Raw genomic sequence first — 13,807 nt, forward strand, 5'->3', positions numbered from 1 at the left:
CGGTTAATAAGAAGATAAGTGATTTAATTTGGTTATGATAATCTTTATTAACTTTTTAAAAAAACTTGTTGTTCCATTACTGGAGACAGCAAGTTTTTTGGTATGGTTAATAAATTTAATAAGTAAAAAGGTCGAGCCACTTCTATGATAAAATATAGAAATTAAAAGATATAAATCCATAGGAGATGAGGTAGCTAGCTAGCGATTTAACTGAAAATATGATAATTAAGAGCATTTTGTTTCAATGGCAAGATTAGGTAGACAAGTGACTAAAATAAAATTAACCAGTTGAATATTTATTTCTTATGGCTAAGTAACGATTAGAAATACTTTTTTATTTAAGCATTATTTTAAAGAGGCTTCAAATTAACTACAAGAACTAAAGGAAACAGATTAATGGTAAAAAAGATAAGCGAATTAGGTATTGAAAACAAATTATGGCAAACTGCAGATGCTTTGCGTGGCAGCATGGATTCATCTGAATATCGCAATGTAGTTTTAGGATTGATTTTTCTAAAATATATTTCAGATTCATTTGAAACTAAACATCAAGAACTTTTGAAGTCTGATTATCCAGAAAAGGCTGAGGATTCAACAGAATATAAAGTTGCAAATGTTTTTTGGGTACCAAAGCAAGCACGTTGGGATGTAATTCAAAAAGCAGCTAATACACCGCAACTTGGTAAAGTAATTGATCGAGCTATGCGCGAAATCGAAAAAAATAATACCTCACTTCGAGGTATTTTGAGTAAGGAGTATGCCTCACCGGATTTAGATAAAAGTCGCTTAGGTGAGGTTGTCGAATTGATTTCTGACATTAGTTTAGGCTGTGCCAGAGCGATGCGCTCTGATGTGTTGGGGCGTGTCTATGAATATTTTTTAATTAAATTTGCCGCTCAAGAAGGAAAAAAGGGCGGAGAATTTTATACTCCTCGTTCAATTGTACGCACCTTAGTGGAACTGATTGAGCCATTCAAAGGCAAGATTTATGATCCTTGTTGTGGATCAGGTGGAATGTTTGTGCAATCTGATAAATTTGTTGTAGAGCATCAAGGAGATATTTCTGATTTATCAGTTTATGGCGAAGAATCCAATCCTACTACTTGGAAATTAGCTAAGATGAATCTAGCCATTCGAGGAATTGATAATAATCTTGGTCCACACCAAGGGGATACCTTTACCAATGACTTTCATAAAAATGAAAAGTTTGACTTTGTTTTAGCTAATCCGCCGTTTAATGTGAAAAATTGGAATGGTGAAAAGCTGATAGATGATCCACGGTGGAAATATGGAATGCCCCCAATTGGTAATGCCAATTATGCTTGGATTGAGCATATAATTAGTAAACTTGCTCCGGACGGGAAAGCGGGCTTTGTCTTAGCTAATGGAGCATTGTCAACTTCAACTAAAGAAGAGTATGAAATTCGTAAAGCTTTACTTGAGGACGATAAAATTGATGCAATTGTAGCTTTGCCTGATAAGATGTTTTATTCAACTAGCATTGCTGTATCGCTTTGGTTTGTAGATATGGATAAGCAATCGAGCGATGAGCGCAATCGTAAGAATGAAACTTTATTTATTGATGCACGTAATCTAGGCGAAATGGTTGACCGTAAGCATCGTCGCTTCTCTAAGGAAGATATCAATAAGCTAGCGATGACCTATCATGCTTATCGTGGAACTATCAACGAGCAATATAAAGATATTGCTGGTTTTTGTAAGGCAGTCAAATTATCTGAAATTGCGCAGAATGATTATGTTTTAATTCCAAGTCGTTATGTAGGAATAGCCAAGCAAGCCAAAGTCGGTGAGTCATATGAAGCACGAATGGCTAAACTCACTAGTGACCTTAAAGAACAATTTGCTAAAAGTGATAAGTTGCAAAATGATGTTCGACAAGTGCTGAAAGGTCTGGGTTATGAAATATAGATCTATTGGTGAAATATGCACAAAAATAACTGATTATGTGGCAAATGGTAGTTTTAAATCTTTAAAAGAAAATGTTATTTATACAGATGAATCGCAGGGCTATGCAGTTTTGATCAGGCTCACTGATTATAGAAATAATTTTAAAGGACCATTTCAGTATATAAATAAAGCTGGTTATCAATTTTTAAAGAAAACGAAACTTTATGGCGGAGAAATTATTATTTCTAATGTTGGTACTCATTTAGGTACCACCTTTAAAGCTCCGCAACTTGATAAGCCGATGTCTTTGGGACCGAATGCAATTGTAATCGATACCAAGTATAATAATGATTACTATTATTACTTCCTATCTAGTCCCAGCGGCCAGGAATTAATGAAAACAATTGTTTCTGGTAGTGCACAGCCCAAGTTTAATAAAACTGCTTTTAAGCGTTTATTAGTTCCAGTTCCTCCATTAGAAGAACAGGAACGGATTGCTAATATATTTTTGCAAATTGATAAAAAAATCGCACTTAATGTACAAATAAATGAAAACTTACTTGCTCTAGCAGAAACTATTTTTAAAAAGTATTTCCCCAATGTGAACTCTGGTAACGAAAAGATTGGCTCATATATAGCTAATTTTGATAAATTCAGGCGACCAATTGCTAATCGGAAGCGTCTAGCAATACAAGGTAAATATCGCTATATTGGTGCAGCAGCTGTCAATGATTATATTGATAAATATAATTTTGATGGCATTTATTTACTATTAGGTGAAGATGGGTCAGTAGAAGACAAGGATGGTTATCCAGTCTTACAATATGTTTTTGGGAAATTTTGGCCTAATAATCATGTTCATGTTCTTCAAGGTAAACATGTTTCGACGGAATGGTTATATTTATTCTTTAGGCAAAAAAAGGTATCAACGATTATCACTGGTGCAGTGCAACAAAAAATATCGCAAAAAAATCTCAATTCATTAACCGTTAAGATACCAGCCAAAGATGAATTGGTAAAATTTGATCAAATTATTCAACCTTTATTTACAAAAATTAGAGCAAATGAAACTGAAAATATGGAACTGGCTGAAATAAAGCAAGTCTTATTCAGTCAGTTTTTCGATAATCATAGAGAAGTACGGTAGAAGAGGTATTTAAATAAATTTATTAAGTTTTTTTTATGAAATCCGGTTTAGTATTTTTTTCTTAATTTATAGTTTAATATAGTTTTTGTATCCGCTAGCTAGCGCTAAAATTAATAATTATATTCTTACTTGGATAAACATTACTAATATTTGTAAATGTTTGTCTCAAGCTGAACTAAGACGATTGTCAACAATGATGATTTATTAAACTATTGAGTATGAGTCATTTTTATAAGCTACTCTTATATTTGATAAAAATTGACTAGAAAAGGGATAGATTTTAGGCCAATTTCATTACAATTGTTTATTAAATTTGCTACTGCGGATAGTACCACTAATCTAAGTTCATCGATCGTATGAACGGATAATTAAGTTGTATATTAGTAGTTGCATTTGGAGGTGTAATTACTTTGCCAGCGGAATTTTCTGTTAAATACCTGGATGTAGTTGGGATTCTATTATAAGTAAATTTAAAGCTTGCCCCAATTTTTATTGACAAGATATGTATAGGATGCTAAATTAAAAGTTAATTAAATATGATTTAAAAAGGCAATTACCTGATAAATTAGTAATGAAAGTGTTAGTAGAAGTTTTAAATACTGGTGCTACTTGTATTAGTGTTAACTAATTATCTTAGTTGGTATTTACTAATTTATAGTGGTGCAGTGCAATCAATTGTTAGATAATTAACCGGGCTTTATTACGGAAGTAATAGATAAATTTAAAAGTGGTAACATGAAGCACTTGTCCTTGTATTGGGATAAGTGCTTTTTTATAAAGGGAGTTTTTAAGATGACGCAAACAGTTTTTTTTAATTTTAATTTGTTTAATGGTGAAGATGAAGAAGTAAAACCCAATAGTTATTTATTAGTTGATGATGATACAGGTAAAATTATTAAAGTAGGGTCTAATACACCACCCAAAGCTGATCAGATGGTTGATTTGACTGGTCAATATGTAATTCCAGGTTTGATTAACTGCCATACTCATATCATTATGGATCCCCGGACACCAGATGGTGATAGTTCAGCAAATGTTGTTGAAGCAACTGTTAGAGCAGTTAAGCATTTGCATGAGCTATTAAAGTCAGGTGTAACCTATATTCGTGAATGTGGCAGTACGTATGATATCGATATTGCCCTTAATAACTTAATAAAGAGGGGAGAATTGATTAATGTACCAGAAATTTTACCTTCGGGCCGTCCATATTCAATGACTGGTGGCCACGGCGACATGCCTAATTTTGGTCACTTGGTTGATTCTCCTGATGAAATGCGTAAGGCTGTTCGTCAAGGCATTAAAAAAGGTGCTAGAACAATTAAAGTAATGGCAACTGGTGGGGTAATGACTGAAAATGACTTTATGGATGACCCCCAGCTTAGTGAAAGTGAAATTCATGCTGCTGTTGAAGAAGCACATCACAAAGGGTTTACCGTTGCTGCTCACGCTGAGGGTAATCCTGGAATTATGAATGCCATAAGAGCAGGTGTTGATAGTATTGAGCATGGTTTTTATGTTAACGATGAAGAAATAGAACTGATGCTTAAAAAGGGTACATATTTAACACCAACAATTGTTGGTGCTTGGGCATTTATTGCATATGCTCCCGGTAAAATTCCAGAATGGGAAATGGCGAAAATTGCCTCGGCTTGGAAAGATTTACGGCAAAATATTACCCACGCTAAAAATGCTGGTGTACCAATAACATTGGGAACGGATGCTGGAACGCCATTTAATGATTTTAAGATGACGCCGCAAGAGCTACCTTTGTTAGTTGAACAAGGCTTTACCAATTTTGAAGCTTTACAAACTAGTCGAAATTCTGCTAAGTTAATGAAAATTGATGATGAATATGGTTCATTAGTAGCCGGTAAATTTGCCGATTTCTTGGTTTTAAAGAAAAATCCTCTTGCTGAAATTACAGCTGTTACCCAAGTTGATAAAGCTGTTTATAAGAAAGGTAAAAAAGCTTATTAATATTAAAAAGGTAAAAAGAAGCTTCTATGACTATAAGGAGAACGAATAATGAAGGCTTTATTATACAATATGACGCCTGAACAGCAGGTATATGTAGATAAATGGAATCAAAACCATATTGAGGATGAATTGCAAACTACAGTTAAAAAACTTGATGCTGAAACTGTTGAACTTGCAAAAGGGTTTGACGTGGTTAGTGTCTTACAAATTTTTGATATTAATGAAGAAGCGGTTTATCGTAAACTTGCTTCTTATGGTATTAAGCAAATTGCCTTGCGGTCAGTTGGCTATAATATTATTAATTGGGAATTTGCACATAAGTATAATCTAATTATTACTAATACGCCAGCTTATTCTCCTCGAGCAGTAGCTGAAAATACCCTTACTTCTGCTATGTATCTGTTGAGAAAATGGGGTCCAATTTTTAAAAATGAATACAAAGATTTAAATTTTGTGCGTAGTGAAGATTTGATTAGTGATGAAATTTATAATCAAACTATTGGCATTATTGGTGTTGGTCGAATTGGTGGGGCAGTTGCTGAATTGTTTCATGCCTTAGGCGCTAAAGTAATCGCCTATGATATTGTGGAAAATCCTGCTAATGAAGCTTTTCTTGATTACACTGACTTTGAAACCGTCATTAAAGAAGCTGATATTTTAACCTTGCACACACCATTTGAACCCGGGATGGATAATATGATTGGGGCTGCTGAATTTAAGCAAATGAAAAGTACAGCCTATATTATAAATGCAGCTAGAGGGCCTCTAATTGATACTCAAGCTTTAATTACAGCATTAAAAAATAGAGAAATTGCAGGTGCTTCGCTTGATGTGATGACTGGTGAAGAAAATATCGTAATGAAAAAATTTACTAATATTGCCGAATTACCTGCGGACTACCAAGAACTAGCAAAAATGCCTAATGTTGTTTTTACTCCTCATTCCGCATATTATACTAAAACTTCGGTTAAAAATATGATTGAACAAAGTATGACTGACGTCAAGCGGGTATTGAACGGACAAAAACCGATTTATTTGGTAGAAGAATAAACTTAATTAATGACTGTTTTAAAACAGTCATTTTTAGTTATTAGCGAATTTATTTCTGGAAATTATACAAAAAATATTGATATGATAGACTAGTAGGATGAGAACAAGACATTTATAACCTGTAAACAATAACTTTTTTGTTAAGTAGACATAGAATATGGACAAGTTAAAATAATAATGAAAACAGAAATTCAATCAACCTTGGCTAGATTAGGCTTTAATCAACCAACGTTAATTCAAACAAAAACAAGAGAGGCAATTTTAAGTGGTGAAAGTTGTATTGCATTAGCTAAGACCGGAACGGGCAAAACTTTAGCTTATGCAATACCTAGTTTAGAAAAAGTTAAAGTAGGTGAAGCAAATAGTCTAGTAATTTTTGCTCCGACAACTGAATTAGCTGTACAAATTCGGCATGCAATTAATCCATTTCTTGATGAGTTGAACTTAAAGGGAATTAGTTTGGTCGGCGCTGGAAATCGTAAACGCCAGGAAGATAATTTAAAGAAAAAGCACCCAGAAGTAATTGTGGCTACTCCTGGGCGATTTTTTGATTTTTTTTCAAGTGGTCGTATTAAAGTCAATCAGATTAGCACCTTGGTAATAGATGAAGCTGATGATATTTTGGAATTTAGTAAAATGGAATTACTTAGTTCTCTAGGACAAAACTTACGTTCTGATGCCCAGATTTTATTATTTGGCGCAACAGAATCAGAAATTACGCGTCAAGCTGACGAGCTGTTTGCACGCAACTTTGTTTTAATTGATGTTCGTCCAGACCAGAAAACAACGGTAAAAAACTATTTTTTGCAAGTTGATAATATGCACAAACTAGATTTTATTCAGCGTTTAGTAAGGCTTAATAATTTTAAGGGAATTTTGTTTTTTGACTCTAATCAAACAATGATGCGATTTGCGGGGATTTTAGCCCATACTAAAACTAAATTTGATCTTTTGGCAAATGAATTCAGTAAACAAAAAAGAGCAGAAGCCCTACACAATTTTAAAGTAGGCCACCTAAAATTATTATTGGCAACTGATTTAGCAGCACGTGGCTTGGACTTAACGGGAGTTACTTATGTTATTAATTTTGATATTCCTAGTGAAGCTAATACATATTTGCACCGAGCTGGACGTACAGGCAGGATGGGGGCTAATGGATATGTTGTCACTTTAGGGGATGATCATGATTTTCGTGACTTAAAAAATTTACTTGTTAATTCTGTTGAATTTGAGCGTGTTTATTTTGGCAAAAATCGTTTATCTCAAAAATTACCTATTAAAAAAGCAAGCACTGAAGAGAAGGAAGTTACTGAGACTGCTAATAAAAGGCGAAAAAGCAATAAAAAGCGACATTGTAAAAATAAGGGTTATCATCCACATTATTTAAAAAAGAAGGACCAAAAATGAGTCGATTAGTAGCTTGGTTAGAAGATTATATTTTGCCCTTGGCTAACAAGTTAGGACAAGCCCATTGGTTAGTTGCCTTAAGGGATGCATTTATCTCAATAATGCCGATCACGATAGCCGGATCGCTTGCTGTGTTAATCAGAAGTTTAATTATGGTAGCAAGAGATGACTTAGGTTGGACAACTTTTGCCTGGGTAATGCAGCCGCTTACCTTAATCAGTAATGTGGTATGGCGTGGTACTTTTGCCTTATTTGCGATGTTTTTGGCAATGTCTTTAGGTTTTCATTTGGCTAAAAGCATCGAGGTTGATCCCATTGCTGGTGCTATTGTTTCTTTATCGTCTTTGGCCATGAGTATTGCTAATTTAACCAAACTTAGTGTTAATGGTAAGGTTGTATCAATCCATCAAGCATTTAACATTTCACAATTTTCAACGACGGGTATCTTTACTGCAATTTTATTTGGCACAATTGGGGTTTCAATTTTTGCGCTTTGTTGTAAGGCACGGCTAACTTTACATTTATCAACTACTTTGCCCTATGCTGAACAAAAAGCATTTGACTCTTTAATTCCTGCTATTATTGCAATTTTTAGTGTTGGGTTGATTAACTTTGTCTTTCAAACAATTACTGGTACCTATTTTGGCAACTGGCTATTAGCCACTTTGCAAGTACCCTTAGTTAAGATGGGACAAGGATTTGGTATGGTAATGCTAGTTACTTTATTAGTGCAAATCTTTGGCTTTTTCGGTATTAATGGACTAAGCGTTTGGGCACCAATTTTAGACTCAATCTGGTTAACGGCTCAGAATGTTAATGTAACAGCGGTTAGAACAGGACATGATGTACCCTTTCTTTGGGTGCGTGGTTCTTTTGATGCTTTTGCTTGGTTTGGCGGAACTGGTGGCACCCTTATGTTAATTGTATCTATTTTGCTCTTTTCTAAACGGAGTGACTATCGCACTATTGCCAAAGTGGCTTTAGCACCAGGCATTTTTAATATTAATGAACCCATTGTTCTCGGCTTACCGGTTGTACTTAATCCCATTTACTTTATTCCATTTATAGTTGCGCCATTGGTGAATGTGGCATTTTCATATTGGGTGAGTGCCTTAGGTCTAGTTAATCCTGTTCAAGTGGCAGTACCAAGTATTATGCCACCAATTATTGGACCATTCTTGGCGTGTAATTATGATTGGCGTGCAATTATCCTATGTCTTATTAATATGGTAATTGCTCTGGCCATCTGGACACCATTTGTAATTGCGGCTGATAAAATTGCTGAAGCTAGTACGTCGCGTTCATATTATATTAGACAATATTAATGTAAAAAAAGTTGGCTTTTATCATTCAAATTTGGTAAAGTTAACTATGCATGACCCTGTAGTTCATCTGGATAGAACAATGGTCTCCTAAACCGTAGAGGTGAGTTCGAATCTCACCGGGGTCATTAATTTAGGACTATAAAGCTTGATATATCAGTGTTTTTAGCTGATGATGTTAGCCAGTATTTTAATTAATTAAGCTGTTTAATGATTTTATTTTTATGACAAAGCTTATATATTAGTTCAAAAAAAGGCTTCAACTTTTAGTTGAAGCCTTTTTTGTAGCTAATTTATAAAAGATAAATTTTAGCCTTTGTCTTTGGGACTATCATTGCCATATGAATTTTTAAGATTAATTTGACCATTTTTCTTTTGACTAATTAACTCGCCCTTATTTTTTTGCGCTAATTGTTTGCCAAAGGCTAACGCATCTTCTTTGCGATCAAAGACTTTACGAGCTCGTTCAGCGCCTTCAACTTTAACGGCCCATTGCTCGCCATGGGTAGTAACCCAAACATTTTTACCATTTTTTTCTTCACTCATTGTGTTTACCTCTTTTCTATTTATTTAGACACTATTAATTATACAGCATATTTTAGAAAGCGTTATCATTTTTGCGTTGGATAAATTGTAGCCAGAGGTGACTCTAAAATAATTACCATTAAAATAGCGGCTATTATAAATCCTATTGTAGCAATTAAAAATAGCTTTTTTCGTTGGTAGCTATTTTTTTGCCGATCAAAGCTAAAAACAAGACTAAAGCTAGAGACAATGATTAAAATACTGGTGAAAAGTAGTAAAGTAAAGTTATAGTTCATCGGTTTCCTCATAATTAAAACGATTATAGTAATTAAAACATAAAAACTTGTTTTTTGGCAGTTAAGTTATTACTATTAAAACGGAGGTTTTTATGACTAAAATAAAAGTAATGATGGTTTTCGGCACAAGACCGGAAGCAATTAAAATGGCACCGCTAGTGCTGAAATTACAAGCCGATGATCGCTTTGATGAAATCACTGTAGTTAGTGCACAACATCGAGAAATGCTTGATCAGGTACTTACCATTTTTAATATTCAGCCGGACTATGATTTTAATATCATGAAAAAGAATCAATCATTAGAAGAAATCACTGCAAAAGTAATGCTTGATCTTGCTAATGTGATTAAAAAAGAAGAACCAGACCTTGTTTTAGTACATGGCGATACTACAACTAGTTTTGCGGCTAGTCTTGCTAGCTTTTATGAGCAGTGTCCAATTGGTCATGTAGAAGCTGGTCTTAGAACTTGGAATAAGTATTCGCCGTTTCCTGAAGAAATGAACCGCCAAATGACAGATGATTTAGCCGACTTATATTTTGCGCCAACTAAAACAAGTAAGGCCAACTTACTACAAGAAAATCACCAACTAGAGCGAATTTTTGTTACCGGTAATACAGCAATCGATGCACTTGAACAGACAGTTCAATCAAACTACCATCATGATGTGCTGGACTTAATTCAACCAGGTAATCGGATTATTTTGGTAACAATGCATCGGCGTGAAAATCAAGGCCAACCAATGAGACGAGTCTTCAAAGCAATGAAACAGATTGTTGCTGAACATGATGATGTAGAAATTATTTATCCAGTTCATCTTTCACCTAAAGTTCAAGAAGTTGCTTATGAAATTCTGGGTAATGATTCTCGGATACACTTAATTGCTCCTTTGGATGTCGTCGATTTTCATAATTTAGCTAAAAGAAGTTATTTTATTATGACGGATTCAGGCGGTGTACAAGAAGAAGCGCCAGCACTGAATAAGCCCGTATTAGTTTTAAGAGACACCACTGAGCGTCCTGAGGGGGTTAAAGCTGGTACATTGAAATTAGTTGGTACGCAACAAGCTGATGTTCGTTCAGCAATGCGTGAACTACTTGATAATAAAGATATTTATTTGCAAATGGCTAATGCCCAAAATCCTTATGGTGATGGTCATGCTTCTGAGCGAATTATGGAAGATATTGCTTATTATTTTGCTGATGGTCAAAAGCAACGACCAGCCGATTTTGAATAAAAAAATAAGTCACAATTGTGACTTATTTTTTTTACTATTTTTTTGCTTGATGTGACTTGATTTTTCTTTTAGCTCGCTCAATCATTGTTGATTCTTGGGCTTGAAATACGGAACGAGTGGTTAAATAATTAAAAATACCAACTAATACCTGATCAATAATTTTAACCCAAAGCGCGTTTAGTCCGAGCCAAGAAAGCCCAACTAGCATAATTAAGCTATCAGGAATAAGACTAATAATGCGGTAGGTAAAAAAGACAATTAACTTTTGCCAAGTGGAGTGTTTTTGATCAACATTATTAATAAAAACTGCTTTTTGATTAAACACAAACGAAGCTAAGTTGGAAATAATAAACGCAATTGTATTAGAAATTAAAACGGCACTGTGCCACCATTTATGCAGGATCATAAAAACCACGGTATTGATTAATGCTGCAATAAATCCAAAAATCATGTAAACCACAAGATTGCGATGCTTTGTAACTACTTTTTGTGCTAAATGATGAATTTTAGGATCAGTAATTGAATTAAATCTGTCAGTATTTATTTTTTTATCCTTAATCATTTAATTGGTCAGCCATTTCTTTTGCCGCATTTTCAATTTTAGAAATTGCTTCATCATCAGGTGCGTTTTCAATGGTAACTGGTTTAGTAATTTCCTTAGCTCCTACTTGTTTAAACATTTTTTCAAAATCAAAAACATTTTCGCAAAAATGGTCAGCATAAACCAGATCACCGCTACCCATTACAGCAAAATATTTTCCAGTTAAGTTTAATTCTTTTAACTGCTCGTAAAAATCTGATATTTCATCGGTCATTGTACCTTCACCATAGGTATAAGTGACAAATATGCATAAATCACTGCTTAAATAATCGCTGGCATCAGTGAATTCAGCTTCGCTGGTTTCCACATCAAAACCATAATCTTGTAACTCTTCTTCTAAGATATCGGCTATATCTGCATCATTGCCAGTCATACTGGCATAAACAATTCTTGCCTTCATATTTTTTCATGCCTTTCACATATTTTCTATCATAGTATTATACATAATTTTGAACACTTAACGAAACTCTTTAGTAAACTTTTAAAAAACGCTATAATATAAATAAATATCATTTTTTATAGAGGAGAAGTTAACTTTGATTACTATTAAATCCATTCGAGAATTAAAGGGGATGCAGGCGTCAGGACGTTTATTAGCGTCAATGTTTGAGTCTTTACGGGATGTAATTCAACCAGGAATAACAACCTGGGCAATTGAAGAATTTTGCCAAGAATTTGTAAACAGTCGTGGCGGTCGCCTATCTGAACAAGGCTTTGAAGGTTATAAGTATGGCACCTGTATTTCAGTAAATGATCAAATCGCCCATGCAACTCCGCGTCGAGATACGGTTTTACAAAATGGTGACTTAGTTAAAGTTGATGTAACGTGCAATTTAAATGGTTTTGAAACGGATTCATGTACAACCTATGCTGTTGGTGAAGTTTCAGAAGCTGACCGTGACTTGATGGAAGTTACAAAAAAGTCAATGTATTTAGGAATTGATCAAGCTGTTTTAGGTAACCGCATTGGGGATATTGGTGCAGCCATTCAGCATTATGTAGAAGATGAGCACAATTATGGTGATGTGAAAGAATTAGTTGGTCATGGTATTCAGCCTAGTATTCATGAAGATCCTGAAGTTCCTCATTGGGGTAAAGCAGGCCATGGTTTGCGCCTTCGCGAGGGTATGACCATTACCTGTGAACCAATGATAGAAGCTGGTGGAGATTGGCGGATTATTCAAAAGACAGTTGATGATCCAAATGATGATTGGGTATTTTATGCTACACCAGACGGTTCTAAATCGGCTCAATTTGAGCATACTTTTGTAATTACGGCAGATGGTCCTAAAATTTTAACACTGCAAAAGCCATATGATGGGTTAGAAAAATATTTACCTCACTTTGATGAAATGGATGACTAAGGTGGATGGGTAAAAAAGTTGCAACAATTAGCCAACGGCTAGCTTTGTATTATAAAACAATCTCACTTAAGTTTACGCAAGGTGAGGTATTAACTAGTGCAATTTCAATGGCCTATTATGTTTTGTTTTCAATATTTCCTTTAATTATTATTATTGGAAATATCTTGCCGTTGCTTCACATTGACACTGCACCAATCGCTAGCTATTTGAAACTGATTTTTCCTGATCGAATTGCTGGGTTTATTATGCCAATTATTAATTCGCTTTTAAAAAATAACTCAACTGGTTACATTTCTTTTGGTATTATATTAGCATTGTGGTCAGTTTCTTCCTTGGTTAATGCGATTCGAATTGGAATGAATCGTATTTATGGTGTACGAAAAGTTGAGTTACAACAAAATTGGCCGATTGCAGTGTGGACAAGATCAATTACAATAATTTTAACTAATTTGATGATTATTAGCTTTAGCTTGCTTAGTTTAACTTTTATTTTTGGTCAACAAATATTAGAGTTTTTACGACCAATCTTTGCAATTTCAGTAGGCGAGTTGGAGAAGATATTTAATTTCCGCTATCCAGTCGTAATTATTACGATGGTTAGTAGTTTGTATTATTTAAATTATTTTTTACCCAATATTAAGCTTAAAAAAAGAGTTATTTGGCCAGGAGTTTTTACAACTTTGCTAGGTTGGTTGAGTTTATCCTGGCTTTTTAGTTATTATTTACATCATTATCATATTAGCTGGGAAAATTATGGTATTATCGGTACTTTTATTATTTTCATGTTATGGTTAAATCTCTGTTCAATTCTTTTTCTAATTGGTACTTGCGTGAATGCAGCAATAGTATCGCTTAATTATGGCAAAGTGCAATATTCTGTGGGACATTTAGCCGAATATATTCAAAAAAAACGGCACCATTAATTACTGGAATCGAATAGTTGAATCTGATATATTAAGCATTGAAAGAATGTAA

Annotated in this window: 12 protein-coding genes and 1 tRNA gene; 10 read left to right on the top strand and 3 right to left on the bottom strand. The window is 34.2% G+C overall.

What is annotated here, in order from left to right; translation table 11 throughout:
* Window positions 1-396 precede the first annotated feature (396 nt).
* The 7 genes from F5ESL0225_RS02070 to F5ESL0225_RS02100 all read left to right on the top strand — a co-directional run bounded on the left by F5ESL0225_RS02070 (window position 397) and on the right by F5ESL0225_RS02100 (window position 8,939).
* Window positions 397-1,929, top strand: a complete 1,533-nt coding sequence (locus tag F5ESL0225_RS02070) for a class I SAM-dependent DNA methyltransferase (protein WP_122047760.1) — start codon at window positions 397-399, stop codon at window positions 1,927-1,929.
* Window positions 1,919-3,055, top strand: a complete 1,137-nt coding sequence (locus F5ESL0225_RS08300) for a restriction endonuclease subunit S (protein ID WP_158592376.1) — start codon at window positions 1,919-1,921, stop codon at window positions 3,053-3,055. Before F5ESL0225_RS02070 ends, F5ESL0225_RS08300 begins: the two co-directional genes overlap by 11 nt.
* A gap of 792 nt (window positions 3,056-3,847) precedes the next feature.
* On the top strand, window positions 3,848-5,032 hold the full coding sequence (locus tag F5ESL0225_RS02080) for an amidohydrolase family protein (RefSeq protein ID WP_122021402.1): 1,185 nt from the start codon (window positions 3,848-3,850) through the stop codon (window positions 5,030-5,032).
* Between the two features lie 48 nt (window positions 5,033-5,080).
* Window positions 5,081-6,082 carry an NAD(P)-dependent oxidoreductase gene (locus F5ESL0225_RS02085; protein ID WP_122024491.1) on the top strand — a complete coding sequence of 334 codons (1,002 nt, stop codon included), beginning with the start codon at window positions 5,081-5,083 and terminating at the stop codon, window positions 6,080-6,082.
* 174 nt (window positions 6,083-6,256) lie between these two features.
* Window positions 6,257-7,489 carry a DEAD/DEAH box helicase gene (locus F5ESL0225_RS02090; protein WP_370466391.1) on the top strand — a complete coding sequence of 411 codons (1,233 nt, stop codon included), beginning with the start codon at window positions 6,257-6,259 and terminating at the stop codon, window positions 7,487-7,489.
* Complete coding sequence (locus F5ESL0225_RS02095) at window positions 7,486-8,814, top strand: PTS sugar transporter subunit IIC (RefSeq protein ID WP_122021405.1); 1,329 nt, start codon at window positions 7,486-7,488, stop codon at window positions 8,812-8,814. The genes F5ESL0225_RS02090 and F5ESL0225_RS02095 overlap by 4 nt, the downstream gene beginning before the upstream one ends.
* 52 nt (window positions 8,815-8,866) lie before the next feature.
* Window positions 8,867-8,939 (top strand) — tRNA-Arg (locus F5ESL0225_RS02100).
* Window positions 8,940-9,120: 181 nt separating this feature from the next.
* On the opposite strand, the gene F5ESL0225_RS02105 is transcribed toward F5ESL0225_RS02100, so the two are convergent.
* Window positions 9,121-9,357, bottom strand: a complete 237-nt coding sequence (locus F5ESL0225_RS02105; RefSeq protein WP_090092965.1) for a DUF2188 domain-containing protein — start codon at window positions 9,355-9,357, stop codon at window positions 9,121-9,123.
* Between the two features lie 367 nt (window positions 9,358-9,724).
* On the opposite strand from F5ESL0225_RS02105, the gene wecB reads away from it, so the two are divergent.
* Window positions 9,725-10,867, top strand: a complete 1,143-nt coding sequence (gene wecB, locus F5ESL0225_RS02115; RefSeq protein ID WP_122021406.1) for a non-hydrolyzing UDP-N-acetylglucosamine 2-epimerase — start codon at window positions 9,725-9,727, stop codon at window positions 10,865-10,867.
* A gap of 34 nt (window positions 10,868-10,901) precedes the next feature.
* Here wecB and F5ESL0225_RS02120 read toward each other — a convergent pair whose 3' ends face one another.
* Both F5ESL0225_RS02120 and F5ESL0225_RS02125 read right to left on the bottom strand, forming a co-directional pair.
* The gene (locus F5ESL0225_RS02120; protein ID WP_090092970.1) at window positions 10,902-11,429 is read right to left on the bottom strand and encodes a GtrA family protein; all 528 of its coding nucleotides are present in this window, start codon (window positions 11,427-11,429) and stop codon (window positions 10,902-10,904) included.
* On the bottom strand, window positions 11,422-11,868 hold the full coding sequence (locus tag F5ESL0225_RS02125) for a flavodoxin (RefSeq protein ID WP_122021407.1): 447 nt from the start codon (window positions 11,866-11,868) through the stop codon (window positions 11,422-11,424). Before F5ESL0225_RS02125 ends, F5ESL0225_RS02120 begins: the two co-directional genes overlap by 8 nt.
* A gap of 136 nt (window positions 11,869-12,004) precedes the next feature.
* Between F5ESL0225_RS02125 and map the strand changes: the two genes are divergently transcribed.
* Window positions 12,005-12,832 (top strand): type I methionyl aminopeptidase, encoded by an 828-nt coding sequence (gene map, locus F5ESL0225_RS02130; RefSeq protein WP_122021408.1) that lies wholly within the window; start codon window positions 12,005-12,007, stop codon window positions 12,830-12,832.
* A 5-nt stretch (window positions 12,833-12,837) separates the two neighbouring features.
* Window positions 12,838-13,755: a YihY/virulence factor BrkB family protein gene (locus tag F5ESL0225_RS02135; RefSeq protein WP_122047762.1), complete on the top strand. Its 918-nt coding sequence runs from the start codon at window positions 12,838-12,840 to the stop codon at window positions 13,753-13,755.
* Window positions 13,756-13,807: the final 52 nt, after the last annotated feature.

Origin of the sequence: Lactobacillus sp. ESL0225 (assembly GCF_003692905.1) — a bacterium.
Lineage (GTDB): Bacteria > Bacillota > Bacilli > Lactobacillales > Lactobacillaceae > Lactobacillus > Lactobacillus bombicola.